Source organism: Microbacterium sp. AC026 (assembly GCF_979258475.1).
The window spans coordinates 3,527,963-3,552,131 of the sequence record NZ_OZ409857.1 but is presented as its reverse complement, the minus strand read 5'-3'; the positions used below and the strand labels follow the sequence as shown (position 1 = coordinate 3,552,131).

At 66.9% G+C, this 24,169-nt stretch carries 27 protein-coding genes, 1 tRNA gene and 2 pseudogenes; 14 read left to right on the top strand and 16 right to left on the bottom strand.

Annotated features, from left to right (window positions below; all coding sequences use genetic code 11):
• Positions 1-4: 4 nt before the first annotated feature.
• Positions 5-394, bottom strand: coding sequence for a hypothetical protein (locus ACZZ93_RS18035; protein WP_463511700.1), 390 nt, complete (start codon positions 392-394; stop codon positions 5-7).
• A 424-nt stretch (positions 395-818) separates the two neighbouring features.
• Here ACZZ93_RS18035 and ACZZ93_RS18030 point away from each other — a divergent pair, with 424 nt between their 5' ends.
• Positions 819-1,682: a DUF72 domain-containing protein gene (locus ACZZ93_RS18030; protein WP_463511699.1), complete on the top strand. Its 864-nt coding sequence runs from the start codon at positions 819-821 to the stop codon at positions 1,680-1,682.
• A 30-nt stretch (positions 1,683-1,712) separates the two neighbouring features.
• On the opposite strand, the gene ACZZ93_RS18025 is transcribed toward ACZZ93_RS18030, so the two are convergent.
• A complete protein-coding gene (locus tag ACZZ93_RS18025) occupies positions 1,713-2,411 on the bottom strand; it encodes a TetR/AcrR family transcriptional regulator (protein WP_463511698.1) in 699 nt (232 codons plus the stop codon).
• Positions 2,412-2,492: 81 nt separating this feature from the next.
• Here ACZZ93_RS18025 and ACZZ93_RS18020 point away from each other — a divergent pair, with 81 nt between their 5' ends.
• From ACZZ93_RS18020 to ACZZ93_RS18000, 5 genes are all read left to right on the top strand, one after another.
• Complete coding sequence (locus ACZZ93_RS18020; protein WP_463511697.1) at positions 2,493-2,738, top strand: hypothetical protein; 246 nt, start codon at positions 2,493-2,495, stop codon at positions 2,736-2,738.
• 188 nt (positions 2,739-2,926) lie between these two features.
• Positions 2,927-3,256 (top strand): hypothetical protein, encoded by a 330-nt coding sequence (locus tag ACZZ93_RS18015; protein ID WP_463511696.1) that lies wholly within the window; start codon positions 2,927-2,929, stop codon positions 3,254-3,256.
• The gene (locus ACZZ93_RS18010; RefSeq protein WP_463511695.1) at positions 3,232-3,729 is read left to right on the top strand and encodes an MFS transporter; all 498 of its coding nucleotides are present in this window, start codon (positions 3,232-3,234) and stop codon (positions 3,727-3,729) included. The genes ACZZ93_RS18015 and ACZZ93_RS18010 overlap by 25 nt, the downstream gene beginning before the upstream one ends.
• Positions 3,726-5,315 (top strand): amidohydrolase, encoded by a 1,590-nt coding sequence (locus ACZZ93_RS18005; RefSeq protein ID WP_463511694.1) that lies wholly within the window; start codon positions 3,726-3,728, stop codon positions 5,313-5,315. The genes ACZZ93_RS18010 and ACZZ93_RS18005 overlap by 4 nt, the downstream gene beginning before the upstream one ends.
• A gap of 529 nt (positions 5,316-5,844) precedes the next feature.
• Positions 5,845-6,120 carry a hypothetical protein gene (locus ACZZ93_RS18000; protein ID WP_053096828.1) on the top strand — a complete coding sequence of 92 codons (276 nt, stop codon included), beginning with the start codon at positions 5,845-5,847 and terminating at the stop codon, positions 6,118-6,120.
• Between the two features lie 80 nt (positions 6,121-6,200).
• Here the strand turns inward: ACZZ93_RS18000 and ACZZ93_RS17995 are convergent, their stop codons facing one another.
• Positions 6,201-6,368 (bottom strand): hypothetical protein, encoded by a 168-nt coding sequence (locus ACZZ93_RS17995; RefSeq protein ID WP_198032317.1) that lies wholly within the window; start codon positions 6,366-6,368, stop codon positions 6,201-6,203.
• Positions 6,369-7,224: 856 nt separating this feature from the next.
• Between ACZZ93_RS17995 and ACZZ93_RS17990 the strand changes: the two genes are divergently transcribed.
• Positions 7,225-7,794: a hypothetical protein gene (locus ACZZ93_RS17990; RefSeq protein ID WP_463511693.1), complete on the top strand. Its 570-nt coding sequence runs from the start codon at positions 7,225-7,227 to the stop codon at positions 7,792-7,794.
• Between the two features lie 76 nt (positions 7,795-7,870).
• The gene (locus ACZZ93_RS17985; protein WP_463511692.1) at positions 7,871-8,623 is read left to right on the top strand and encodes a hypothetical protein; all 753 of its coding nucleotides are present in this window, start codon (positions 7,871-7,873) and stop codon (positions 8,621-8,623) included.
• A 754-nt stretch (positions 8,624-9,377) separates the two neighbouring features.
• Here ACZZ93_RS17985 and ACZZ93_RS17980 read toward each other — a convergent pair.
• From ACZZ93_RS17980 to ACZZ93_RS17970, 3 genes are all read right to left on the bottom strand, one after another.
• A complete protein-coding gene (locus ACZZ93_RS17980) occupies positions 9,378-9,857 on the bottom strand; it encodes a TIGR02391 family protein (protein WP_463511691.1) in 480 nt (159 codons plus the stop codon).
• A complete protein-coding gene (locus ACZZ93_RS17975) occupies positions 9,850-10,539 on the bottom strand; it encodes a DUF5343 domain-containing protein (RefSeq protein WP_463511690.1) in 690 nt (229 codons plus the stop codon). Before ACZZ93_RS17975 ends, ACZZ93_RS17980 begins: the two co-directional genes overlap by 8 nt.
• 204 nt (positions 10,540-10,743) lie before the next feature.
• A tRNA-Pro gene (locus tag ACZZ93_RS17970) sits at positions 10,744-10,820 on the bottom strand.
• Between the two features lie 118 nt (positions 10,821-10,938).
• Here ACZZ93_RS17970 and ACZZ93_RS17965 point away from each other — a divergent pair.
• The 6 genes and pseudogenes from ACZZ93_RS17965 (at position 10,939) to ACZZ93_RS17940 (ending at position 14,780) form a co-directional block, all read left to right on the top strand.
• Positions 10,939-11,523: a GNAT family N-acetyltransferase gene (locus tag ACZZ93_RS17965; RefSeq protein ID WP_463511689.1), complete on the top strand. Its 585-nt coding sequence runs from the start codon at positions 10,939-10,941 to the stop codon at positions 11,521-11,523.
• Positions 11,520-11,717 carry a helix-hairpin-helix domain-containing protein gene (locus ACZZ93_RS17960; RefSeq protein WP_053096832.1) on the top strand — a complete coding sequence of 66 codons (198 nt, stop codon included), beginning with the start codon at positions 11,520-11,522 and terminating at the stop codon, positions 11,715-11,717. Before ACZZ93_RS17965 ends, ACZZ93_RS17960 begins: the two co-directional genes overlap by 4 nt.
• A 20-nt stretch (positions 11,718-11,737) precedes the next feature.
• Entirely contained in the window at positions 11,738-12,193 is a 456-nt protein-coding gene (locus tag ACZZ93_RS17955; protein ID WP_053096834.1) for a hypothetical protein, read from the top strand.
• Positions 12,194-12,233: 40 nt separating this feature from the next.
• Positions 12,234-12,902 (top strand): lysoplasmalogenase family protein, encoded by a 669-nt coding sequence (locus tag ACZZ93_RS17950; protein WP_463507817.1) that lies wholly within the window; start codon positions 12,234-12,236, stop codon positions 12,900-12,902.
• A pseudogene (locus tag ACZZ93_RS17945) lies at positions 12,902-13,287 on the top strand (RNA-binding S4 domain-containing protein). Before ACZZ93_RS17950 ends, ACZZ93_RS17945 begins: the two are co-directional and overlap by 1 nt.
• A 38-nt stretch (positions 13,288-13,325) precedes the next feature.
• Positions 13,326-14,780, top strand: a complete 1,455-nt coding sequence (locus ACZZ93_RS17940) for an HNH endonuclease signature motif containing protein (RefSeq protein ID WP_463511688.1) — start codon at positions 13,326-13,328, stop codon at positions 14,778-14,780.
• Between the two features lie 178 nt (positions 14,781-14,958).
• Here the strand turns inward: ACZZ93_RS17940 and ACZZ93_RS17935 are convergent, their stop codons facing one another.
• From ACZZ93_RS17935 to ACZZ93_RS17890, 10 genes and pseudogenes are all read right to left on the bottom strand, one after another.
• A complete protein-coding gene (locus ACZZ93_RS17935; RefSeq protein ID WP_463511687.1) occupies positions 14,959-15,897 on the bottom strand; it encodes an NUDIX domain-containing protein in 939 nt (312 codons plus the stop codon).
• A 108-nt stretch (positions 15,898-16,005) separates the two neighbouring features.
• The gene (gene der / locus ACZZ93_RS17930) at positions 16,006-17,526 is read right to left on the bottom strand and encodes a ribosome biogenesis GTPase Der (RefSeq protein ID WP_053096842.1); all 1,521 of its coding nucleotides are present in this window, start codon (positions 17,524-17,526) and stop codon (positions 16,006-16,008) included.
• Entirely contained in the window at positions 17,519-18,193 is a 675-nt protein-coding gene (cmk, locus tag ACZZ93_RS17925; protein ID WP_295104348.1) for a (d)CMP kinase, read from the bottom strand. Before cmk ends, der begins: the two co-directional genes overlap by 8 nt.
• A pseudogene (locus ACZZ93_RS17920) lies at positions 18,186-19,330 on the bottom strand (prephenate dehydrogenase). Before ACZZ93_RS17920 ends, cmk begins: the two are co-directional and overlap by 8 nt.
• On the bottom strand, positions 19,327-20,115 hold the full coding sequence (locus ACZZ93_RS17915; RefSeq protein ID WP_463511686.1) for a pseudouridine synthase: 789 nt from the start codon (positions 20,113-20,115) through the stop codon (positions 19,327-19,329). The pseudogene ACZZ93_RS17920 and the gene ACZZ93_RS17915 overlap by 4 nt, the downstream one beginning before the upstream one ends.
• A 76-nt stretch (positions 20,116-20,191) precedes the next feature.
• Positions 20,192-20,806, bottom strand: coding sequence for an SMC-Scp complex subunit ScpB (scpB, locus tag ACZZ93_RS17910; RefSeq protein WP_053096848.1), 615 nt, complete (start codon positions 20,804-20,806; stop codon positions 20,192-20,194).
• Positions 20,796-21,614 carry a segregation and condensation protein A gene (locus ACZZ93_RS17905; protein WP_295105834.1) on the bottom strand — a complete coding sequence of 273 codons (819 nt, stop codon included), beginning with the start codon at positions 21,612-21,614 and terminating at the stop codon, positions 20,796-20,798. Before ACZZ93_RS17905 ends, scpB begins: the two co-directional genes overlap by 11 nt.
• Before the next feature lie 73 nt (positions 21,615-21,687).
• Positions 21,688-22,521, bottom strand: coding sequence for a ParA family protein (locus tag ACZZ93_RS17900; protein WP_053099169.1), 834 nt, complete (start codon positions 22,519-22,521; stop codon positions 21,688-21,690).
• Between the two features lie 156 nt (positions 22,522-22,677).
• Complete coding sequence (gene xerD, locus ACZZ93_RS17895) at positions 22,678-23,580, bottom strand: site-specific tyrosine recombinase XerD (protein ID WP_463496539.1); 903 nt, start codon at positions 23,578-23,580, stop codon at positions 22,678-22,680.
• 2 nt (positions 23,581-23,582) lie between these two features.
• A complete protein-coding gene (locus ACZZ93_RS17890; protein WP_394195476.1) occupies positions 23,583-24,161 on the bottom strand; it encodes an NUDIX domain-containing protein in 579 nt (192 codons plus the stop codon).
• Positions 24,162-24,169 lie beyond the last annotated feature (8 nt).

The following is a 24,169-nucleotide window of genomic DNA, read 5'->3' as shown; positions in this document are numbered from 1 at the left end:
CGGCTCACCAGAAGCGTTCGGGCTCGGGCTCGGGGACGCGGTCTCCGCCGCCCCAGCGATCGGCTTCAGCCTTCGCGGCGTCGACCGCCGCATCCGCCCCGTTCAGAGCAGCCCTGGCGCTCGTCGCCCCTGATCCGTCTCTGTCGGCGTCGACGGTGAGAGTCGTCTGCGAGGAGTGGCCGCCGATGGTTACGGTGCAGTCGACGACACGGCCGAGCCACCGGAGGAACTCACCCCGCGGCTCTTCGACGCGGCGATACCGGATGCCCGTGTCGAGGTCGCTGACCGACAGGATCAGCGACTCTCCGGTCAGCTCGTCGATGCGCTCCGTCACCTCGACGCGGTGCCCGTGGGCGATGGCGAGGTGCGCGTTCAGCACGAGCTTTCTGTCCATGAACCCACTCTATGAGTGCACGTTCTCGCGGCAAGCCCCAGTCTTGGAAGAAACATTCGTAGATTTCTTTGTCCCCCAAATGGCGGACAGAGCTATTAAGCGATATTCTGCAAGGAGTAGCGGGGGCTACCGGCTGAACATCTGGGGATATCAGTCGAGAGAGCAGCGAAAATCTTCGCCGCCTCCCCTACCGTCCGGGAAGGACGGTGAGCCCTCTCGAGTGATCCAAATGGGGTTGGACGACTCGAGAGGGCAACCAGTCCTCGCACCACGCGCGATCCTCGTCTTCTCGCACAGCCGAGCGAGAGAGCACGCCGCTACCAACGTGGCCCACGGGCGTCAACCCCGCTCCCCATCCACGGCATCGCACCTATCGTCGCCTCACGCCGCCCGAATCACGGCGGCAGCGGAGGAGGATCAGTCGATGACCGCCGCACGCGCTGCGCAGGTGAGGATAGGCGTGTCGGGCTGGCGGTACGCCAGCTGGCGCGGTGACTTCTATCCCCGGGGTCTGCCTCAACGCCGGGAGCTCGAGCACATCGGACAGCACTTCCCCACCGTCGAGCTCAACGGATCGTTCTACTCGCTGCAACGCCCGGATAGCTACCGTCGCTGGCGCAGCGAGGTGCCTGACGACTTCAGCTTCGCCATCAAGGGATCCCGCTATGTGACGCACATGCTGCGGCTCCGCGACACGGAACAGGCACTCGCCAACTTCTTCGCCTCCGGCATCCTCGCCCTCGGAACCCAACTCGGACCGATCCTCTGGCAGCTGCCGGAGCGTGAGAAGTTCGACGCCGAGGTCCTGGAACGATTCCTCGATTCACTCCCCCGCACGACGGGCGATGCTCAGAAGCTGGCGATGACGCACGACTCGCGTCTCGACGGACGAGCCTGGACGGAGCTCGAGAGCGACCAGCCGATCCGTTACGCGATCGAGCCCAGGTCGCAGACATTCGACGATCCTGAGGCACTGCGCATCCTCAGTCACCACGGCGCTTCGCTCGTCATCGCCGACACCGCCGGCAGATGGCCACGTTTCGACGCCCTGACGAGCGAGGTCGTCTATGTCCGGCTTCATGGCGCACAGATGCTCTATCACAGCGCCTACACCGCCGCCGAGCTCGACGAATGGGCCGACCTGCTCTGCGCCTGGTCGGACGGCACGGGCGCCGGCGACAGCCGACCGCGCGACGTGTACGTCTACTTCGACAACGACGCGCGCGGGCACGCACCGCACGATGCGGCAGCGCTCCAGGCGCTCGTCACCGCACGCACCGGATCCTGAGCAGTCACCGCCGCTCCACCGGCTCCCGGGTCATCGGGTGAGGCGAGCACGGAGCGAATCGACCAGCAAACCGACGCCGAGTTCGAAGGTCCGATCCGCGCGGGCTGTCCCGCGCTCGGCGCCCTCCATCACGCGCCCGAGCGTCCGCGTCCCCTCCCCGGGCTCCCAGACCTCGTCCGGCGATGCCAGATCGAGGCCGAAGCCGATCGCGAACGCGTCGATGATCGCGATCACCGTGAGCACCTCGTCCTCGGGGAAACCGCCGTCGACGAGAGCGGTCGCCAGGTCGTCGTAGGCGGCGATGACCGCCGGATGAGTGATCGTCTTGCCGATCAGCAGCGGTACGAGCTGCGGGTGATCGGCATACATCTGGCGCTGCTGTCTGAGCAGATCGACCAGGAAGTCGTCCCACTGCTTCTCCTCGGGCCTCACCCGGTAGTCCTCGACCAGACGGCCGCGCATCAGCTCGATGATGCCGTCCATGCCGTCGACGTGGTTGTACAGCGAAGAGGGCCGGACACCGAGCCTGCGCGCGATCGCGTTCACCCCGAACGGCTCTCCGGCCCTCGACAGCGCGAGGCCTGCCGCGCCGATGATGTCGGGGGACAGTAGGGGCTCGACGGCCTGGGCATCGCATTCTCGCTCTCTGTGACGGGCGACGAAGAAATCTCTTCCCTCCGGCATCCCTCCTGTGCATAATAGTGAACACCATTCGTTGACGAACAGCATTCGTTTATGAGATCCGCGCCCCACCCGATGCGCGTCGTCATCACCTCGCGCACACCGCCGTGCCCTCTCAGTGGGAGAACCATGACCGCCATCGACCTCAGCACCCGGGTTCCGCTCCGGTTGCCCACCGCCACCGCCACGTTCGCGATCGGAATCGCCGGCTATCTGGGCGTGAACCTGTCGCCCTACATGATCACCGCCGCTCAGACGGGTCTCGGCATGGACGTGCTCGCGGCCAGCTGGCTCGTCACCGCGACTCTTCTGCTCACGGCTGTCACCGGGCTGGCCATCGCCCCCTCTGCGCCGGCAGTCACCGGCGGGTCGTAGCCAGAACCGGACTCGCCATCGCCGCGGTCGGCTTCGCCACCGCCGCTGCGGTCCCCGCTCTCATCCTTCCGGGGCTGCTCGTCGGCGGCGCGGGAGCCGGTGGCGCCGTCGCCGCCTCGGGCGCCGCTCTCGCCGCGTTCCGCAACCCCGACAGGGTCGCCGGATTCAACGGTCTCGCGAATCGCGGCGTGATCACGATCGTGCTGGCCGTGATCCCCCTCATCGGGCTCGCCCCGATCGATGTCTTCGGGGCGCTGGCGCTCTTCAGCATCGTGGGCCTGCTCGTCTCGGCCTGGTTGCCCGCGGCGCCTGTGCTCGACCCACAGGCCGGCGCCGCGGTCGCCGAGGCGATGCCGATCGACGTGCCGCCGACCGGCACGGTGCGGCTCTCCCCGCGCGCTCGCGTACTGTCACCATCGCCGGTTTCGGCCTTCTCGTCGTGTTCGCTCTGTGGGCGGCGAGTGAGGACTCGCTCTGGGCCATGGCAGGCATCATGGGTGCTGAGCAGACCGGGCTGACCCCCGAAGGCCTGGGTCTCGCGCTCAGCGGCGCGACGGCGGGCGGCTTGATCGGATCTGTGCTGCTCATGGTCGTCGGGTCCCGACTCGGGCGAGCAGTGCCGCTCGCCGTGCTGCTGGTGTCCGGAGGCGTCCTGAAGATCGTCGAGGGGTTCACCTCAGATCCGACCGCGTTCATCATCGTGTTCATCGCGTGGAACACCGTCTACGCGATCGCCTTCATGTACTTCGTCTCGACCTCGGCCGCCCTCGATGCCGACGGCCGCTGGTCGGGCCCCCTCCTGGCCGTCTACCTCGTCGGCTCGGCACTCACACCGGTGATCGGTGCGGCATTGGTCGGCGTGCTCGGCTTCGAGGGATTCGCCGTCGCTCTGGGCATCGCCAGCTTCGTTCTCGCCGTGCCCGCAAGCGCGATCGCCCTGCTCTCGACACGCCTCGAGCGTGCCGCCGCCCACGAGGAGACGCTCCGATGACCCGCACCCTGTATCGCAACGCCCGGTTCTTCACGGCCGACGACACCGCCTGGGCCGACGCGGTCGTCGTCGACGGCGCGGAGTTCGTCTTCGTGGGGACCGACTCCGACGCCCCTTCCTCGGACTCGGTGGTCGATCTCGAGGGACGGGTCGTCCTTCCCGGCTTCATCGACGCGCACACGCACCTGCTCATGATGGGCGAGGCGCTCGGTCAGATCGGTCTCACCGATGCCGGGTCGCTCGACGAGATCCAGCGCAGAGTGACAGCGGCACGCGAGACCTCTGCCGGCGTCGTCCGCGGACGCGGATGGCTCTTCGATGCGATCCCCGGCGGCGCGCCGACGGCGGCGATGATCGACGCCGTCGTCGCTGACGTCCCCGTCTACCTCGATGCGAACGACTACCACTCGTGCTGGGTGAACTCCGCGGCGCTCGGCGAGCTCGGCATCACCCGCGACACCCCTGACCCGATCGGCGGTCGGATCGAGAGGGATGCCGACGGCGAGCCGACCGGGATGCTCTACGAGACGGCCGCGCAGCAGTTCGCGTGGGCGCACCGCGATGCCACCACCACCGACGAGCAGCGGGATGCGGCGGTGCAGCGCGTCGTCGAGGCGTACCTCGCGGCCGGTGTGACCGGCGCCGTCGACATGGCGTTCGACGCGCTCGCGCTCGAAGCGCTCGAGCGCGCGGAGCGACGTGGCGCGCTGCCGTTGCGGATCGCCGCGCACTGGTTCGTCGCCAACACGGGTGACGATGCCCAGAACCTGGCTCAGGTCGCCGAGGCGGCCGAGCGTGCCGTCGCCGACTCCGGCACCGTTCGCGTGATCGGGATCAAGCTCGTGCTCGACGGCACGATCGACGCGTGCACGGCGGCGATGCGCGCACCGTATGCGGATGGCTCCCACGCCGCGCCGATCTGGCCCGCTGATCGGCTGCTCCCTGTGGTGGCGGCCGCGGATGCCGCCGGACTGCAGGTCGCGCTGCATGCCATCGGCGACGAGGCGAGCACCCTCGCGCTGGATGCCATCGAGCACGCCATCACCGTCAATGGCGATCGCCCCCGTCGCCACCGGATCGAGCATCTCGAGTACGCGGCACCCGGCACGGCCGAGCGCATGGCACGGCTCGGCGTGACGGCTTCCATGCAGCCGGTGCACGCCGACCCCGCCATCTTCGCCAACTGGGCAGCACAGCTGGGCGACGATCGTGCGGATCGCGCCTTCGCGTGGCCCGAGTATGAGGATGCCGGTGCACTGCTCGCCTTCTCTACCGACGCCCCCACCGCACCGCACGCGGCGCTCGCGAACATGTACGTCGCCACAACGCGGGCGTCCGCTCTCGACCCGGATGTGCCGGCGGTGCATCCGCAGTTCGCTCTTCCCCTCGAACGCGCGGTCGTGCATGCGACTCGTGACGCGGCGCTCTCGATCGGCGATGGCGACTGGCGGGGCCGGATCGCGGTGGGCCAGGTCGCAGACTTCGCCGTGCTCGACGTCGATCCGTTCTCGGAGGGCAGCGCGTCTCTGCTCACAGCGCGAGTCCTGCGCACCGTGATCGCCGGGAAGACCGCGCACGAAGCCTGAGGCGCGCTGTCCGCCGCATCCCTCACGGCTCACTTGAGCGATATACCGGTGAGTTCTTATAATTCTGGTGAACTCTGGCGGGCAGAGGGCGCCCGTCGACCAGGCGGTGGTGTCTTCCCGCCCGGGCGCGGAGCGCTCCCTCTGTCAGCCGATGGTGACAACGACTGATTGGAGTGTTGAGATGTCCGCGATGCCCGATCCGAGGTTCGAGCTCCGAAGGGTCACGGAGACCGAGTGGCTGATCGTCGACCACAGGTACGAGCCGCACGATGCGCGCCAGACTGTCGCCTGCATCTATCAGGTCGACGCCGTCGAGGTCGATGTGCTCTGGCTGCGCAACCTTCCCTGGCGAGCTCGTACATGTCGGCGGAAGAGGTGCTCAGCGACCTGCAGCGGTTCCACAACCCGCCGAGCCGATCGACGTCGCCGGTCACGATCCCGCACCTTCCTCCGCTCGCGACGACAGTCAGTTGATGCGCTGCGCGGAGCGGTACGTCGAATCCCAAGGGCCGCGCCATAGGCTGGCCTGATGCTCATCGCTCTGATTCGTCCCATCGAGACCAGCACTGCAGACGTCATCGGCACGACGCTGGCCGAGGTGCTCGTCGAGCTCGAACAGCACCGCAAGCCGGGCTTCTATCTGACGTCGGCGCCCGTGCGGATGCTGAAGGGCGAAGCGAAGATGGAGGCGACGGGCACGTTCACCCGTGTCGACGGCGTGCGCGAGATCGAGGCCGACGACATGGCGTCGCTCGAGGCGAAGGTGCCCGAGGGGTGGCGCATGCTGACGGTGCGCACGGCCTAGATGCAGCGACCCGCCGACGACGAAGACCCCCACAGGACTCAGCGCCGGTGGGGGTCTTCTCTGTGTGGACGTCGTCGGGGTCAGCCGCCGGACGGGTTCTCGAGGGGCGCACCGTCTTCGTCGGTGGTCTCGTCCTCGATGATCTCGTCGGTGCTCTTCGACGACGACTCCTCGGGCGCACCGCCCGAGGCGGTGTCCGCCTCTTCGTCGCCACCGGGAGTTCCGTGCGTGTTCTGCAGATCGCTCATTGCATCTCCTCTGTCGGTTGAGGCGACGGTATGCGGTCGACCACGCACACGAGGAGGGGGTTGACGTGAGGAGGAATCGGACGGAAGGACGACGGATCGCACAGCGGAGGGACTCTCTCTCCGGATCACGAGTGATCATGTGAAGGAAGAGTCCCTCGACCGGAGCGGCCCCGCCGGGGTCCCCAGACCGTGGTCGGGGCAGGCTCTCGAGCGAAGGATACGCCCGATAGGAGCCACGTCATATGGCGTGGTGGACGACGGCGTGCGGGCGTACGCTCTTCTGCACGAAACGCGACTGGGCCTCGGCATCTCGATGCCGCCGCACATGAACGGAGATCCGCCGACCGCCGTTCACAGGATCGGACTGAGGCGCATCCGCAACCACTAGATACAGCGCTGCATTGGGGTTACGTTGGCCGTGGCCACACAGACGCGGCCCCGAGCCGGTGGAGTTCCCCAGCGAAGCCGGCTAGGTGTCCCGATAGGTACCCCAGGACCGGTCGGGGCACCGTACTGCCCGCCCCGATGACTGTGGCCGCTTCCTCGTGCGTGGAGTCTTGACGCCGCCGGATTCCGGGCATGAAAAAAGCCCCGGAGTTCCGCGTATTTCTGCGGTTCTCCGGGGCTTTGTGGTGGGCTGTTGGCACAACCCCTCGTGGCGAGGATGTCGACTGCACTGGGCGCCGATCTTTCCTGCACCCGCTGCCAGATTTTCCTGTGACTCCCGCCTGGCGTGCTTGCTTCCCTCTGACAGGATCCACACATCCCAGCAACCGGGCCGGCCGACGGGCAGACGGGAGTCAAAGCCAATCGGACGTCGCCGATAATGTCGCCGGCATCCGCTACGTTGTCGGCTATGACCGAGACCGCCGCAGACGCCAGCCGCTCCGATGACGCAGCGTCTGTGGAGCTCGTCTCAGGGGCGGAGAGCACTGTCATCTCAATCCCTTCCCTCGAGGCCCTGAACGAGGCGTACGCCGCGATCCTCCGCGACCCTGTCGGCTCCGGCGTTGCGAAGACCGACGCCGAGCTGTCCGTTCTTGGGAATGTGCGCGCAGCGTTTATCAGCCAGAAGCAGCTTCCGATCCCGTCGGGGACGTCAGCCGCGCGAGGTGCGTACGTCGCCCTCATGGCCGCCGCGCAGCGTCTCCAGGGATATCAGTTCTGGTCGCTCGGAGACCTGCGGCCCGACGACACCCTCCGGCTCCCCGTTGACGTCGACGCCAACGGCCTGCTGAACCCCATGCGCCTTTTCGACGACGACATGAGCCTCGGCCTGTACCCAATCTCGTCCGCTGCACACGAGCTCCGCGGCAAGGTCTCCGACGCGACGCTAAACGCGGCGTTAGAGCACCACACACTCGTGCTCATGTCTGTCGAAGAACACGTCGGCTGGGACACATGGATGGCCACATTCACTCGGTAACGGCCGGACCACTGCTGCCCGCGCATCGGCTGCCCAGCTTTTGCAGCATCCGAGCGGAACGAACTTAGGAGTATTTATGTCACTACCTGCCTCGCACGAGAACCTGATCAATCGCGCAGTGAAGGGGTTGTTCATACCGTCCCGCCCCACGCTCTCGCGCACGGCGGCTCAAGCGCTGGGTCTTCGCGAGGACCTCTGGGAGGTGCCGTTGGACTACCTCCCGATAACGCAGCCGTTCAGTCCTGATGTCGTGCTCATCAGAGAGGGCGGGACACAGATCGAGGTTGTCATCGAAACGAAATTGTCCGCATCAGCGCAAGCCACCTCAAGGGTGGAAGTGGAGAAGTTCTCAAAACGAGATGGGGCACCGGACGCCTCCGAGGTGCACGCCGTTGCGGCCACTGGGTACGGAGTCTTCGGAGGCAAGCTCAACGCCGCAGGCGTCAAACCTGAGGGCATCTGGCAGATCGATGGCTACTTCGGATGGAAGTGGTGGGAGAAGAAGTTTCCCGAGTACACGATTTCCCCCGACACAAAGTTCGTCTACCTGTATTCCAGGGCCGGACAATCCGCCGCCAGCATGTACATGGGTGCCCCGTCCGCGAAGCACTGGGACGCGGTGTCCCTGGCGGATCTTGTTTTCGACCTCAACCGCGAGCTCCGGCGCACGCAGGTGGACGGCTTCGTCCCGGATAAGTCCGGTGTCTTCACGCAGGATGAGAAGGACGCAATCGCCGTCCTGACTTTCCTTGTCTACACTCACCTCGGCGCCGAGCACGTGAGCCCCCACGCCTGGGTGGAGAGCACATTGAACCTGACCACCACCTGATTGGCCTCGTTCCCGCCGTTCCCGAAGCAGAGACGGCGGGATTCTGAGACCGACGCCGGCCACCTACGCTACTGATATGGACGACCGGAAGCGGGTAGTGAGCACAAGTCGCACGGCTCGCCTCCACGACTGAAAGCAGTCGTCCGGCGAACTGGCCGCGCCTGTCGTCGAAGTCGCGGGTATCGACGACGGGTTGCACCTCCGGCGCGGTGCGGCACTCGCCGCGCGACTGCGCGAACCGGAAGAGAACGCCGTGGCAGAGTTCGGCGCGAATCCTCGCCAGCGCAGAGCTACTGCGGGGTGGACACTGCCACTCCGTTCAAGATGATGACGACGATCATCAAAGCTGTCGCGAACAACGCGATGATGCCAGCGACGAACGAAACGGAGGCACCCGCTTGCTGCGGGTTGTTCCGACTACGACGAGTGCAAAGCTGCGGCGGTAAACAATTGCCACCCATCACAGGGAAGGGCTCACCGCTGCCATCGACGATTGGCCGTACACCCCGGAGCCCCAGGATCGGTCGTCCGCGATAATGCGCGCAAAGTCGAAGGGCAACGGACAGCCGTGCTCCGAGACTTCGGTGCTGGGCACGTACAAGGCTGTGGCGCGCGTGCTGACGTAATCCAGCAAGCGCGCCGGCTCATCGCCTTCAATCCTGCGTAGCTGTCGCGCGCCCCAAGGCCGCGCGGCGTTCTCGGCGCGCATCACTGCAACGACTGCGCGACCGGCCCGAATCCGCGCCGTCGGGAGCTAGCGCACCCCGGCGTCGTCGAGCTTGCGCAGGAGAATTGATGCCACCGACAAATGATCGAGACAGAGGTCGGGAGAATCCGTGAGATCCGTTTCATGGCCTCGTGGATTCCGAATGCCTGACTGAGCGCCGGCAAACATGTACCGGTATCCGAACTGCTCGTCTTTGTCGGAGTCGGTAGCCATGCCGTTCAGATGAATAACGGGCGACTGCTCGTTGAAGGCCGCCATCATCAGTTTGTTCCCCGTGAGCCCGCGGGTGCCGCTGATTCGCTTCACTTCCTTCTCGACATACTTGAACGCCTCGAACGCGGCCTCGGGATAGTAGCCGTCGTCGTAAAGCCTCCGAACCTTCGCTGGCAGGTCGGGATGAATATTTCGAGTCTCGAAGGGGTGAAGTTCCGCGACATCCTCGGCGGAGGCGCCATCAACGACGTGTGCCCGCCGAACAACTTCCTCGAACCACTCGAGGCTACTCACGGTCGATGAGGTTCTTCCGAATGCTCGCAAAGATCGCGTCGTAGACCTCGGCGGTTGCAGCGGCCGGAAGATTGACTTCGACACGAACCGAGAGGCCGACAGCACCTCCGGTCACCGGAACGTACTGAGGTGCTGGCGTTGTGACGAGCATCTCCGCTGCTGCCGCGTTGGAGGTCGAGGACCCGTTCGGCTTCGGCTTCGACTTGGCCGCGGTCTTCGGGGCCGCCGCGGCTTTGGAAGCCGGAGCAGGCTTAATCGGCTCGCCGTGTCCAGCGAGCGCCGCGAGGGTCAAGAAAGTTGCTGCTTGCCTGCTTCCAATTAGTTCGGAGGTCTTGTCCTTGACGCGAAACCACGTGGTCAGAGAGTCCTTGCCTTCGTCCCATGCATTTGCTCCATGCTCAGCGAATAGATCGGCGTATGCCGAAGAGACGAGTCCTTCCAGGCCGGACTTGAACGCCTCTTCACCATGAAAGAAGATCTCCGTAGTCGCGTCGACTTTCTTGCCGTCGTCATCGATCAGTCCCAGGAATCGGAAGATATTGATGATGTAGGACTCATTGGCAGGTGCGATATTGAATCGCTTGAGAGTGGAAGCATCAAGCACAGGCGGAAAGGCCTTGCGGAACTGCTCGAACGCCTTGACCAGCGCACCCTGGCCCGATGTGTACGGATAAGACGCCACGGTTCTCCCCACGTCAAACGGGTCGCTGCCGCGCGACCACTCTGCGTTGCAGCTTGTCGTACGCACCGTCGGTCCAGCGAACGACACGCGGCACGCGGCCACAGTCTGTTGTGGACAACCGGAGCCCTTTCGGAGCCCCATCCCACTGAGAGTATGAGAAAAGCCCCGGCAGATTCAGCAATCTACCGGGGCTTTTTCGGTTTGTGGTCGGGCTGACAGGATTTGAACCTGCGACCCCTTGACCCCCAGTCAAGTGCGCTACCAAGCTGCGCCACAGCCCGTTGTTCTGCACTCTCGCGCAGGCAACTCCCCTATCTTAGCCCCACTCGACGGAACTCCGCGAACCGGGTGAGCGCCGGGCGTTGCGGGGTGTCGGAGCCCCGGCGTACGGTCGCATCCATGGTGACGATCACGACCGAGGTGGCGACCAGCGCCCGATGGGATGACGTTCAGCATGCACTGACGGGCGGCGGCGACGGTGCCAGCTGCCAGTGCATGTGGCCGATGCTGAGCAACAAGGAGTGGAATGAGACCACCACACCGCAACGCACAGAGATGTTGCACGATGAGATCCAGGCGGGCCCTCCACCTGGTCTGATCGCATACATCGACGGCGAGGCCGCGGGGTGGATCAGAATCGGTCCGCGAACCCTGCAGCAGCGGGTGCCGCGCACGCGCATGATCGCGGCGGCATCAACCGAACCCTTCGATGACGAGTCCGTATGGGCCGTGACATGTTTCGTGGTCCGTCGCGAACACCGCGGCTTGGGCATCACCCTCGAGCTGCTGCGCGCCGCCGTCGATCTCGCTCGACGCTCCGGCGCCGGACTGGTCGAGGGGTACCCCGTCGACACCCGTGGCGAGAAGAAGCGCACCAACGATCTGTTCCACGGCACGCTCGCCACGTTCCTGGCGGCGGGATTCGAAGAACGCGCGGAGATGAAGCCCGGCCGAACCCTGGTCGCACTGGATCTGTCGTCATGAACGAAGAGACGGACCTACCGGCGTCCATGGGCAAGGTCGCACGACGAGGGCTCGCGCTCCACGGGTTCACCCGTCTCGACCAGTTCGACGGCGCGTCCGAGACGGCGCTGCTCGCCATCCACGGAGTCGGGCCGAAGGCCATTCGCATCCTGCGCGAGCACCTCGAGTCCCGCGGCTCGACTCTCGGGCCGTGAGCGAGCGCTAGCGTGGTGACATGAGCGACGAGAACCCGACCATCGAAGATCCCGAACTGGGCACCCTCACGCGCGCCACGACCGAGCTGTCCGACGGAACGGTACTGACCCATGACTGGTATGCAGGCGGCACGGTCGTCGCCGGCGCCCCTCTCGATCTCATGATCGAAGGCACCGATGCCGATGAGGCTGCCGCACTGCTCCCCCATGTGCATCAGACCATAGCCGCCCTCGGCGTCCTGCGACGACTGGCGACGGATGCGGTCGTCGCCGCCTTCAGCAATGCGGCCCCGGAGCAGCACGAGCTCGACGACGCGGCGACCGACCTCACCCTCGAGACGCTCGAAGCCTCGTCCGATGGCACGGTCGTGCTCCATTTCATCGACACCTGCGGCCAGCACTTCCCCGAGGGCTACTGGCCCGCCGTGCACCTCGGTGCCGACGGTCAGATCACCCAGGTCACGGTCGAATCCTGAGCGAGGCTGACCGCGTTCGATCCCGCCCTACGATGGTGAGATGCAGCGACGCCGTCCATCCGACCCGCTTCTCTGGGCCTTTCTGCCCTATGCGGCGGCATCGGCGACGCACGTGGCGCTGCTGAGCGTCGGCAGCCCCGCAGCCGGCCCGACGAAGCTCCTGCTCATGCCTTTGCTCGCCGTGCCCGTGTTCGTGTCGGTGGGTCGCGCCGCGGAGCGCTCCGCGCTGGCGTTGACCATCGCGGCGCTCCTGTTCTCGTGGCTCGGCGACAGCGCAGGGGTGTTCTTCCCCGCGGCGCCAGAAGTGCCTCTGATGCTCCTGTTCTTCGGCATCGCGCATCTGGCATACATCGCGCTCTTCATCCGCCATCTCGCCGCGCGGCGGATGCCGTGGTGGGCGCTCGTCTACGCCGCGTGGTGGGTGGCGATGCTGGTGTTCATCGGTCCGCACGCCGGTGGGCTGCTGATCGCGGTGGCTGTCTACGGTCTCGTCCTCGCGAGCACAGCGGCCACCGCCACTCGATGCTCTGGGCTCGTGTCGATCGGCGGCGCCTTCTTCCTCGCCAGCGACACTCTCTTGGCTCTTCGGCTCTTCCTGCCCGGTTCCCTGCCGGACTGGAGCAGCCCCGCCATCATGGCCACCTACACGCTCGGGCAGGGTCTGATCATCGCCGGCACCCTGATCGCACTGAGAAAGCGAGACATCTGATGGCGGATGCAGCACGGGTCGACAGCTGGCTCTGGGCGATCCGCGTCTACAAGACGCGCTCGGCCGCTACCACTGCATGCCGTGCGGGGCATGTGCGCGTGAACGGCGACAAAGTGAAGGCTGCTCAGCACATCCGCGTCGGCGACGAACTGCGCATCCGGATCGCCGGATTCGATCGGATTCTCATCGTGCGTCAGCTGCTCGTCAAGCGCGTCGGCGCCCCTCTCGCTGCGCTGGCATATGAGGACCGCACACCGGAGCGCGAACCGCAGGCGGCTCTCGGACTGCGTGATCGGGGGCGGGGCGACCGACGAAGCGTGAGCGTCGCGACATCGACAAGCTGCGCGGGCGAGGATACGAGGATGACGGCATATTCCAGGGTTGAGCCTGGATGCTGTCGAACATAGGTTCTAATGTGGACCTATGACCCGGCGTACCGACTTCGACCTCGATCTCGAGGAGCGCTGCCGCCTGCTCGACGAATGGGTCGCCACGCGCCGCCAGATCGCTGCGCTCGAGGCCGAGTCCTACGCGCTGCTGGTCGAGCGGATCGGCATGCACGACAGCGACGTCTCGGAGAGCCCGCACCATCGCGAGGCGATCTACCGCTCGATGGTCGCAGAGTACTCCGCGGCCGGTCACATCCCGAAAGGTTCGGTCGAGTACGCCTTCACCGATGCACGCACATTGACGCGCACGCTCCCGGCCGTGCAGGCCGCCTTCTCTGTCGGGTCGATCAGCGTGCGTCATGTCCGTGAGATCGTGCGTGCGAGCGAGATCGTCGACGACGCCATCCGCGATGGGCAGGTCGACGCCGAGACGATGAGCCTCTACGAGGCTGCTGTTCTGGTGGTCGCTGAGAACGACACGGCACCGAGAACGAAGACCCATGCACGTCAGGTGGCGGCAGCTCTCGTCGGCGAGACCGTCGTCGAGCAGCATCGCCGAGCGGCCGCGGAACGGTGTGTCACCGTAAATTCCGTCGGCGACGGGCTTGCGGCCCTCACGGCGATCCTGCCGGAGTGGGTCGCAGTGGCGATCTCCGATCGGCTCACGCAGATGGCCCGGCACATCACTCGCACCCGCAACGAGCGGGAGCCTATCCTGGAGCCGCTGGACGAACCGGAGGGGTCGCTCTACCTCGACGACCTCTCGCCCGACGATCCCCGATGCGAGTCCTACTTCGACACAGGGGTGATCACCGCCGACGGCACGTTCGTCACCGACCCGCTTGCCGGACTGATCGACCCGATGGTTGACCCCTCCAGCCCTGACATCGAGCACCTCTCCGGCGACACTCGCACATTCGACCAGATGCGCGCCGATGTGCTGGCTGACCTGCTCCTCACTGCCGATCCGAGCGAAGCGACAGGCACAGGGCTGGGGAACATCTCCGCCCGCATCCAGGTCACCGTCGCTGCAAGCACTCTCGCCGGGGAGGACGATCGTCCCGCTGAACTCGACGGACACGGGCCGCTCGATCCCGACGTCGCGCGGGGACTCGCAGGACATCGCACCGGGTGGGCACGTCTGTTCCTCGACGCGAAGGGACTGATCACGGAGACCGACTCCTACTCCCCGACAGAGCAGATGCGACGGTTCCTCAGAGCACGCGATCAGCACTGCAGATTTCCCGGATGCAGGATGCCGGTGCATCGTTGCGAGATCGATCACAACCACGACCATGCCCGTGGTGGACCCACGCGCGTCGACAATCTCAGCCACTTCTGCACGACGCACCACTCGCTCAAGCATCCGGACATCGACGAGCGCCATCGGTGGACGGCGCGCCAGACTTCTGACGGGTCGCTCACGTGGATGAGTCCGCTCGGCCGCGAGTATGTCGACCCACCGCGACGAAGAGTGATGTTCGTCTGAGCGCAGCACACGTCACGCTGAGCGCAGCACCCTCACGCTGCGCGCGGCACCCTCACGCTGAGCGCAACGCCCCTCACGCTGAGCGCAACACCCGTCACGCTGAGCGCAGCGGCCGTCGGACGAGGGGGTACACAGCCAAGACGAAGCGGAGCGCGCGCTGAGACGAAAGCGGCCCCGACTATTGCGGGAGCACGCTCAACAGCCAGCCCGCCGAGCGCACTTGCGCCGCGCCCGCTGCGTCGACGCGGTTCTGCAGCTCGCGGTCGCTCGAGATGACCACGACACGCTGCCCGGCACGCGTTCGACTTTCCACCTCGGCCACAATCGCGTCGTCTCCGGCCCCCTCGGCGCGGACCATCGAGACGCCACCTGCGGGAAGCAGCTCGGGCACCTCCGCATCGGCGTCCGACGACGGAGTCACGATCCCGCGCGCCTCCCCTTCGACGACGAGAGCGATCTCCGGGAACCAGGTCGCTCCCCCGACCCCGAGGTCGGCCGCGGGCACAGCGAGTCCGTCGAGGCGCGAGGCAAGACGAGCCGTCGCACCGGCACGATCTCTCCACCATCCGTTCGGCACAGAGCCGACCACGTTGGCGGCGTCGACGACGAGCGACAGGCGCACATCGAGCAGGGTGCGCAGAGCGGGCCAGGCGCTACCGAAACCGGGGTGCAGCGGCCGTGCGTCCACCTCATCGACGGGAACCCACTCGAGAGCCACACTCTCGGGGTCACTGATGACGGGGTCGAACGGACGCACCACATCGGCGATGACGGTCGTGTACGACCACACGTCCAGATCGAGCACGCTGGTGAACCGGGGTCGCACGGCCGCATCCGGAACCCCGGCCTCTTCCTGCGCCTCGCGCACTGCGCCCACGATCGCGCTCTCGCCCTCGTGCATGGCGCCGCCAGGCAACCCCCATGTCCCACCGAAGTGCGACCAGGACACCCGGTGCTGAAGAAGGATCCCGCGTTCCGGATCGACGGCGAGCAGTCCAGCCGCGCCGAAGCGCCCCCAGTACTTCTCCCCCGAGGGGGCGATCACCCAGGCGTCGCCCGGGTTTCGCGGCCCATCTGGGCGGCGGGGTTCACCTGCGGCGGGAGGTACGACAGTCACCCCTTCAGCCTGTCACAGCATCCGGCTGTCGGCATCCGCCGGGGTCATACGCGGGAACAGCTGTGCCCGCGCGGATTCGCGCGGGCACAGCTGTCGAATCGGGTGCGATCAGCGCTGGCGCTTCTCGCGGACCCTCATGTTGATGACGATCGGAGTTCCGTCGAATTCGTAGAGCTCGCGCAGACGACGCTGAATGAAGCGGCGGTAGCCCGGGTCGAGGAATCCCGTCGTGAACAGCACGAACGTCGGCGGACGCGTCGATGCCTGCGTGCCGAACAGGATGCGCGGCTGCTTTCCGCCACGCAGCGGGTGCGGGTGCTCGGCGACGAGCTCTGCGAGGAAGGCGTTGAACTTGCCCGTCGGGATGCGACGGTCCCAGTTCTCCAACGCCGTCTCGAGCGCCGGCACGAGCTTGTCGAGGTGACGACCGGTCTTGGCCGAGATGTTCACTCGGGGCGCCCAGGCGACGTGCGCCAGGTCCTGCTCGATCTCACGCTCGAGGTACCGACGTCGATCGGCGTTCTCGAGGTCGTCATCGTTCAGACGATCCCACTTGTTGAATGCCAGCACGAGAGAGCGGCCCGACTCGAGCACGAGATCGATGATGCGGACGTCCTGCTCGCTGATCGTCTCGGACACATCGAGGACGACGACCGCGACCTCCGCCTTCTCGAGAGCAGCGGACGTGCGCAGCGACGCGTAGAAGTCAGCACCCTGCGCCATGTGCACCCGGCGGCGGATGCCGGCGGTGTCGACGAGGCGCCAGAGCTTGCCACCGAGCTCGACGATCTCATCGACCGGGTCACGGGTGGTTCCCGCGAGGTCGTTCACGACCACGCGCTCTTCGCCGGCCGCCTTGTTGAGCAGCGAGGACTTGCCGACGTTCGGGCGACCGAGGATCGCGACGCGCCGCGGCCCGCCGATCTCGGCCTTCGCGACCGCGGAGACATCCGGCAGCTTCTTCAGCAGCTGGTCGAGCAGATCGGCGACGCCACGACCGTGGATCGCCGACACCGGGTAGGGCTCGCCGAGGCCGAGGTTCCAGAGAGCCGCAGCCTCAGGCTCCTGACGAGCGTCGTCGATCTTGTTGGCGACGAGGAAGACCGGCTTGCCGCTCTTGCGCAGCAGCTTCACGACGTGCTCGTCGGTCGACGTGGCGCCGACCATGGCGTCGACGACGAACAGCACGATGTCCGCGAGGTCGATCGCGACCTCCGCCTGCGCGGCGACCGAGCGGTCGATGCCGCGGGCGTCGGGCTCCCAGCCCCCCGTGTCGACGAGCGAGAAGCGACGGTCGGCCCACTCGGCCTTGTACGTCACGCGGTCGCGGGTCACGCCGGGGGTGTCCTCGACGACTGCCTCACGACGACCGAGGATGCGGTTCACGAGAGCCGACTTGCCGACGTTCGGTCGACCGACGATCGCGACGACCGGCAGGGCCGGGAAGAACTGGATCCCGTCCTCGCCCATCGTGATGCCGGCGAGAAGGGCGGCATCTTCATCGTCCAGGTCGTAGTCGGCGAGGCCGGCGCGCAGGGTCTCGGCGCGCGCCTCCGCGAGCTGCTCGTCGAGCGACTCCATCTTCTCGGCGAGCTGGTCGGGGCCGCCTTCGTATTCGTCGTCAGCCATGGTGTACTCCTCGGATTCGTTCGATCACCGCGAGGACGGCGTCGATGGTCTGTGTGAAATCGAGCTCCGTCGAATCGACGACCTCGACGCCGTCTGCGGCGTTCAGGAAGTCGACGACGGCGCTGTCTGATGCGTCGCGCTTGTGCAGTGCGGCCGCGACGGCCTCGGCGTTCTCGCCGGCGAGCTCGCCGGCACGTCGTGCGGCGCGCACCTCGGGCGCAGCCGTGAGGAGGATGCGCACCGGGGCGTCGGGAGCCACCACGGTGGTGATGTCCCGCCCCTCGACGACGACCGCCGGGTACGGCGCCTCGGCGACGAGGGTACGGAAGAGACGATTGACCTGGTCCCGCACCTCGGGCACACGGGCGACGCCGCTCACCGCGCTCGAGACCGATGGTTCGCGGATCGCGTCCGTGACGTCGACCTCTCCGACGAGCACGGTGCGATCGTCGGGGTCGAGGCCGAGGCGCACAGGGAAGTCGGAGACGGCGTCGAGCACCGCCGCGGCATCCGCCGTGTCGGCGCCTCGATCCAGCACATGCCAGGCGAGAGCGCGGTACGCGGAGCCGGTGTCGAGGTAGCCGAAGCCCAGAGCCCGAGCGACCGCCTTGGACACGCTGGACTTGCCGGAGCCGGCGGGCCCGTCGATCGCGATGAAATCAGTCATTGGTGGTACCTGCAATCCGCCAGCCGCGTTCCTGAAGTCCGGTGATCGCCCCGTGCAGCGCAGCAGGGTCGACGCTGATCTCGGCCAGGCCGAACTGCGCGCCCGGCGAGTGCTCGAGACGGAGGTCCTCGACGTTGACGCCGAGCTCTCCGAGTTCGCCGAACAGTCGACCGAGCTGGCCGGCGGTGTCGTCGACCATCACGACCAGGGACTCGAATCGCTGGTTCTGCCCATGCTTTCCGGGAAGACGTTCGACGCCGTCGTTGCCCTGCCGGATCGTCTCGGCGACCACACGCCGAGCCCCGGGGCCTCGGGCGCGCGCAGAGCGTCCGACACCTCGCGGAGATCGGATGCCAGAGCGTCGAGGATCTCGACCACGGGCCCGGCGTTCGCTCCGAGGATCTGCACCCAGAGTTCGGGGGCGGATGCCGCGATACGCGTTGTGTCGCGGACGCCCTGGCCGGAGAGGCGCAGCGCACCCTCGTCGGCGGTGGCGAGACGGCCGGCGAGCAGGCTCGCGACGACCTGAGGAACGTGGGAGGTGAGAGCGACCGAGCGGTCGTGCTCCTCGGGAGTCATCTCGAGCGGCATCGCTCCGACATCGAGGGCGAGCGCTTCGACGAGCGCGAGATCGGTGGCGGTCGTGTCGGCATCCCGGCACACCACCCAGGGGCGGCCCACGAAGAGGTCGGCGCGCGCAGAGATCGCTCCGCCGCGCTCGCGTCCGGCGAGGGGGTGCGAGCCGATGTAGCGGGTGAGGTCGACGCCACGGTGCTGCAGACTGTGCAGGGGCTCGAGCTTGACGCTCGCCACATCGGTGACGACAGCGTGAGGGAAACGACTCAGCTCCGACTCGATGACATCCGCGGTGACGTCAGGCGGCACTGCGACCACGACCAGCACCGGCGAGTCGTCCTCGGCGGCCGAGCGGCCTGCCCCGTAGTCGATCGCGAGGCGCAGCTGGGCGGGCGAGGTGTCGGCGAGCACCACGTCGACACCCTTCGCACGAAGGGCATGTCCGATGCTCGCGCCGAGCAGCCCGGCGCCGACGACGCGAACGGTTCCCGAGAGTCTGGCCGCGATTCGTGGCGCGACGGAACTCCGAGCCCCCGTGGGCGCACTCGTCGTATCGGTCACTCGTTCTCCTGTTGCTCGCCTGGCGCCTCGGCGACACCGGAATCACGGCGCGACAGAGTCAAGAGTGCGCCGAGTTCGATTTTAGTCAGTTCGCGCGTCTTCCCAACCGGGAGGGTTCCCAGGTGCAGCGGGCCGAACTGGCGGCGCACGAGTTCGGTCACCGGGTGGCCGACCGCTGCCAGCATCCGTCGGACGATGCGATTGCGCCCGGAGTGCAGTGTCAGCTCGACGAGACTCGACCCGCGAGAGGTGTCGAGCAGCCTCGCCTTGTCTGCCGCGATCGGACCGTCGTCGAGCTCGATGCCCCGGGTGAGCTTCGAGATCGTCTGCGCGGTCACTTCGCCTTCGACCTTGGCGATGTAGACCTTGGTCACCCCGAATGACGGGTGAGCGAGCACGTGAGCGAGGTCTCCGTCGTTGGTCAGCACCAGCAGCCCGCTGGTCTCCGCGTCGAGCCGCCCGACGTTGTAGAGCCGCTCCTCGTAGTCCTCGGTGTACCGGCGCAGATCCGGGCGATCGTTCTCGTCCCGCATGCTGCTGACGACCCCGGTGGGCTTGTTCAGCATCACATAGCGCTTCGACACGTCGAGCTGAACAGCGGTGCCGTCCACATCGATGAGATCGGTCTCGGGGTCGACGCGACGGCCGAGCTCGGTGACGGTCACGCCGTTGACACGGATGCGCCCTTCGACGATGTACTGCTCGATCACGCGTCGCGAGGCCACGCCCGCCGCCGACAGCACCTTCTGCAGGCGGATGCCCTCTGGTGTCTCGAAGCCGCTCATCGGAAGGTCCCTTCGTTGAAACTGATTCTGCGCGTCGTGCCGACGCGGCCGGTCGCCGCCGTCAGGACGACCGAGATCATCGGATGGTCCCTTCGTCGAAGCCGTCCGCGCCGTCGTCGAGCAGAGGAGAGATGGGGGGCAGCTCGTCGAGCGAGTTGATGCCCAGGTGCTGCAGCAGCGCGTCGGTCGTGCCGTAGTTGATGGCGCCGGTCTCGGAGTCCGCGAACAGCTCGGTGATGAGACCTCGTGCGAGGAGCGTCCGCACGACGGAGTCGACGTTCACCGCGCGGATCGACGCCACCTGGCTGCGCGTGACGGGCTGCTTGTAGGCGATCACCGCGAGCGTCTCGAGCGCCGCCTGCGAGAGTCGTGCCGGCGCTTGTCCCCCGACGAACTCCGCGACGACGTCGTCGTGATCCTCGCGGACGTACAGGCGCCAGCCCCCGCCGACCTCACGCAGCTCGAAACCCCGTCGCGGTCCGTGACCCTTGCCGTCGTAATCGTCGACCAGCGTCTCGATCGTCTGTCGGACGGCAGCGACCGGTGATCCGACGGCAGCGGCGAGAGCGACGAGTCCGATCGGCTCGTCGATGATCAGCAGGATCGCCTCTATGCGCTCGGAGAGGGGCGTGTCACGCACGGCCGGCTCGGTCACGGCTCCGGTCACTGCGTCAACGGTGTCATCGGTCATAGTCGGCTCCCAGGGATGCCAGTGTCTCGTCCGACCAGGAGTCGGCAGCCCAGCGCAGCGTGAGCTCGCCGAGCGGTTCCAGTTGCTCGAAGGAGAGTGCGGCGTGCCGGTAGAGCTCCAGCACAGAGATGAACCGCGCGACCACGATCCCGGGCTCGCTCACACCCGCGACCAGCTCGCGGAAGCTCACGGACTCCGCCGCGCGCAGCAGAGTGACCACGATCGCGGCCTGTTCGCGGATGCTGACGAGCGGAGCGTGCAGGTGATCGAGGCCGACATGCGGGATCTCCTTCGGCGCGAACGCGAGAAGCGCGAGCGCGGCGAAGTCATCCGCGCTGAGCGACCACACGAGCTCGGGGGTCTTTCGCCTGTGCTTCTCATCCAGCCGGACAGCACGCACGTGCCGACGGTCCTCGCGCTGCAGGCATCGGGCGAACCACGCCGAGACCTCTTTGAAGGCGCGGTACTGCAGGAGTCGCGCGAAGAGGAGGTCACGTGCTTCGAGAAGAGCGACGGCTTCGGCATCCACCAGCTCGCCCTGAGGCAGCAGTCCCGCCACCTTCATGTCGAGCAGCGTCGCTGCGACCACCAGGAACTCGGACGCCTGATCGAGCTCCTCGTCGTCGTCGAGCTCCTTGAGGTAAGCGATGAACTCGTTGGTGACGGCGCTCAGCGACACCTCGGTGATGTCCATCTCGTGCTTCGAGATGAGGTTCAGCAGAAGGTCGAACGGGCCGTCGAAGTTCGACAGGGAGACGCGGAACCCGGGATCCGCCGGCAGTGCGGTGTCAGCGATGTCTGAGCCGATGTCCGCGACGGACTGAACGGGCGAGACGGACTGAGGCGAGACGGACTGAGCCGGGGTGTCTGGCGGCTCGAGCTCAGGCGACAGCGCCACGGGCGACCAGCTCCCGCGCCAGTCGCAGGTACGCCTGCGCGGCAGCGTGCTCCGGAGCGAACTCGGTGATCGGCACACCGGACACCGATGCATCGGGGAACTTGACGGTTCGACCGATCACGGTCTCCAGGACGTCGTCCCCGAACGCCTCGACCACACGCTCGAGAACCTCACGCGAGTGCAGGGTGCGCGGGTCGTACATGGTGGCGAGGAGGCCGTCCATGGTGATCGACGGGTTCAGCCGGTCGCGCACCTTGTCGATCGTCTCGATCAGCAGCGCCACACCGCGAAGCGCGAAGAACTCGCACTCGAGCGGGATGATGACGCCGTGAGCGGCGGTCAGCGCGTTGACCGTCAGCAGACCGAGCGAGGGCTGGCAGTCGATGAGGATGACGTCGTACTCCCCCGCGACCTGGCGGAGGACACGGGCGAGGATCGTCTCGCGGGCGACCTCGTTCACGAGGTGCACCTCAGCGGCCGACAGGTCGATGTTCGCCGGCATGACGTCGAGGCCTTCGACACCCGAGTGCACGATCGCATCATGTGCGTCGCGCTTGGTGTCGAGCAGCAGATCGTAGATCGTCGGCACATCGTGCGTCTGAATGCCGAGACCTGCCGACAGTGCGCCCTGCGGGTCGAAGTCGACCGCGAGGACCTTCCGGCCATATTCGGCGAGGGCCGCGGCGAGGTTGATCGAGGTCGTGGTCTTGCCGACGCCGCCCTTCTGATTGCAGAGGGCGATGATGCGGGCCGGACCATGCGAGGCGAGAGGAGCAGGGGTCGCGAAGCCGTGATAGGGACGCCCGGTGGGTCCCATGGGGGTGTCGTCGGTCTTCGACGTCTTCGCCCTGGACTTCGCCGCGTTCTCAGCCACCGATTCTCCTGCTCGTTTCGTGCTTGATCGAGTCTACCGATCGCCCGGAGGGTTCCACGCCTCGGCCGCGGCGATCCCGCGTTTTGGCCGCAGCTCGGCTCACCGGGCGCGAGGGTGCGACGTCGCGTATATGTCGCGCAGCGTGTCGACAGACACGTGCGTGTAGATCTGGGTCGTCGCGACCGAGGCGTGTCCGAGCAGCTCCTGCACGACGCGCACGTCTGCGCCGCCCTGCAGCAGGTGCGTGGCGAACGAGTGCCGCAGCGTGTGCGGTGAGACATCGGCGGTGATGTGCGCGTTCTCCGCGGCCGCGCGGATGACCAGCCAGGCGCTCTGGCGCGACAGGGGCGCGCCGCGCGCGCCGAGGAACAGCCGCGCCGACGCCCGACCCTTCACTGCGAGCCCGGGACGGACCCGGGTGAGGTACGCGTCAACCGCTGCGCGGGCGAACGAGCCGATCGGCACGATACGTTCCTTCGACCCCTTGCCGCGGAGGCGCAGGACATCGCCATGAGCGAGGTCGTCGACGTCGAGCCCGACGGCCTCCGACACACGAGCGCCGGTCGCGTAGAGCAGCTCGAGCAGGGCCCGGTCACGGATGCCCAGAGGGTCCTCCGCGCTGGGGGCGCCGAGGAGGCTCTCGACCTGGTCGATCGTCAGGGCCTTCGGCAGACGCCGCGGGGCCTTGGGCGGACGGAGACGGCCGCTCGGGTCATCCGGTTCGATCCCTTCACGCGCCAGGAACCGGTGCCATCCGCGCACCGACGACTGCAGACGGGCGAGGCTCGTCGCCGCAGGAGCCGGATCGGCCCCGGAGCGATCGGCGATGAAGCGTCCGACGACCGCAGCGCTGATCTCAGCGGTGTCCGTCACCCCCTCGGACACGAGCCACTCCAGATACGTGTCGAGGTCGCGCCGATACGCCGAGATGGTGTGCTCGCTGAGACCGCGCTCGATCGTGACGTGGCGCAGATACGTGTCCAACGCTCGGTCGAGCTGCATGCTCAGCTCCGGTCGCGCAGCCTCTGCGCGGCCGCGAGGACGCCGATGCTGAGGATGCCGTTGCGCATCCGCCCGTCGAGCACCGCGGCGACCGCGGCATCGAGCGGCACCCACTCCACGCGAATGTCAGCCTCTTCGTCCACGCGCGCGTGCGCTTCGTTCGCCGCCGACACGCCACTCGCGAGGAAGACGTGGATGACCTCGTCGTTGCCACCCGGGGTCGTCCACGACGATACGAGCGGCTCCCAGTGCGCGGCGACGAGATCGGCCTCCTCCGCCAGCTCACGCTGAGCTGCCGCGAGAGGCTCCTCCCCCGGCATGTCGAGCAGACCTGCCGGCAGCTCCCAGTCGCGGTGACGGATCGGGTGCCGGTACTGCTGGATCAGCAGTACGCGACCCTGGTCATCGAGCGCGAGGATCGCTACGGCGCCGGTGTGCGCGACATACTGACGGCGGATCTCCCCGTCGCCGTAACGCACACGGTCGTCGCGCACATTCCAGACGGCACCCTCGTAGACGAGGTCACTCTGCAGAACCTCCGGCTGGAAGGGCTCGTCTCTCAGCTCATCGAACTCAGACATGGGCTTCG

Excerpts from the sequence above, each read along its gene's own strand:
- ACZZ93_RS18035 (WP_463511700.1), bottom strand. The coding sequence starts at position 394 with ATGGACAGAAAGCTCGTGCTGAACGCGCACCTCGCCATCGCCCACGGG.
- ACZZ93_RS18030 (WP_463511699.1), top strand. The coding sequence starts at position 819 with ATGACCGCCGCACGCGCTGCGCAGGTGAGGATAGGCGTGTCGGGCTGG.
- ACZZ93_RS18025 (WP_463511698.1), bottom strand. The coding sequence starts at position 2,411 with ATGCTGTTCGTCAACGAATGGTGTTCACTATTATGCACAGGAGGGATG.
- ACZZ93_RS18020 (WP_463511697.1), top strand. The coding sequence starts at position 2,493 with ATGACCGCCATCGACCTCAGCACCCGGGTTCCGCTCCGGTTGCCCACC.
- ACZZ93_RS18010 (WP_463511695.1), top strand. The coding sequence starts at position 3,232 with ATGGGTGCTGAGCAGACCGGGCTGACCCCCGAAGGCCTGGGTCTCGCG.
- ACZZ93_RS18005 (WP_463511694.1), top strand. The coding sequence starts at position 3,726 with ATGACCCGCACCCTGTATCGCAACGCCCGGTTCTTCACGGCCGACGAC.
- ACZZ93_RS18000 (WP_053096828.1), top strand. The coding sequence starts at position 5,845 with ATGCTCATCGCTCTGATTCGTCCCATCGAGACCAGCACTGCAGACGTC.
- ACZZ93_RS17995 (WP_198032317.1), bottom strand. The coding sequence starts at position 6,368 with ATGAGCGATCTGCAGAACACGCACGGAACTCCCGGTGGCGACGAAGAG.
- ACZZ93_RS17990 (WP_463511693.1), top strand. The coding sequence starts at position 7,225 with ATGACCGAGACCGCCGCAGACGCCAGCCGCTCCGATGACGCAGCGTCT.
- ACZZ93_RS17985 (WP_463511692.1), top strand. The coding sequence starts at position 7,871 with ATGTCACTACCTGCCTCGCACGAGAACCTGATCAATCGCGCAGTGAAG.
- ACZZ93_RS17965 (WP_463511689.1), top strand. The coding sequence starts at position 10,939 with ATGGTGACGATCACGACCGAGGTGGCGACCAGCGCCCGATGGGATGAC.
- ACZZ93_RS17960 (WP_053096832.1), top strand. The coding sequence starts at position 11,520 with ATGAACGAAGAGACGGACCTACCGGCGTCCATGGGCAAGGTCGCACGA.
- ACZZ93_RS17955 (WP_053096834.1), top strand. The coding sequence starts at position 11,738 with ATGAGCGACGAGAACCCGACCATCGAAGATCCCGAACTGGGCACCCTC.
- ACZZ93_RS17950 (WP_463507817.1), top strand. The coding sequence starts at position 12,234 with ATGCAGCGACGCCGTCCATCCGACCCGCTTCTCTGGGCCTTTCTGCCC.
- ACZZ93_RS17940 (WP_463511688.1), top strand. The coding sequence starts at position 13,326 with ATGACCCGGCGTACCGACTTCGACCTCGATCTCGAGGAGCGCTGCCGC.
- der (WP_053096842.1), bottom strand. The coding sequence starts at position 17,526 with ATGGCTGACGACGAATACGAAGGCGGCCCCGACCAGCTCGCCGAGAAG.
- cmk (WP_295104348.1), bottom strand. The coding sequence starts at position 18,193 with ATGACTGATTTCATCGCGATCGACGGGCCCGCCGGCTCCGGCAAGTCC.
- ACZZ93_RS17915 (WP_463511686.1), bottom strand. The coding sequence starts at position 20,115 with ATGAGCGGCTTCGAGACACCAGAGGGCATCCGCCTGCAGAAGGTGCTG.
- scpB (WP_053096848.1), bottom strand. The coding sequence starts at position 20,806 with ATGACCGATGACACCGTTGACGCAGTGACCGGAGCCGTGACCGAGCCG.
- ACZZ93_RS17900 (WP_053099169.1), bottom strand. The coding sequence starts at position 22,521 with ATGGGACCCACCGGGCGTCCCTATCACGGCTTCGCGACCCCTGCTCCT.
- xerD (WP_463496539.1), bottom strand. The coding sequence starts at position 23,580 with ATGCAGCTCGACCGAGCGTTGGACACGTATCTGCGCCACGTCACGATC.
- ACZZ93_RS17890 (WP_394195476.1), bottom strand. The coding sequence starts at position 24,161 with ATGTCTGAGTTCGATGAGCTGAGAGACGAGCCCTTCCAGCCGGAGGTT.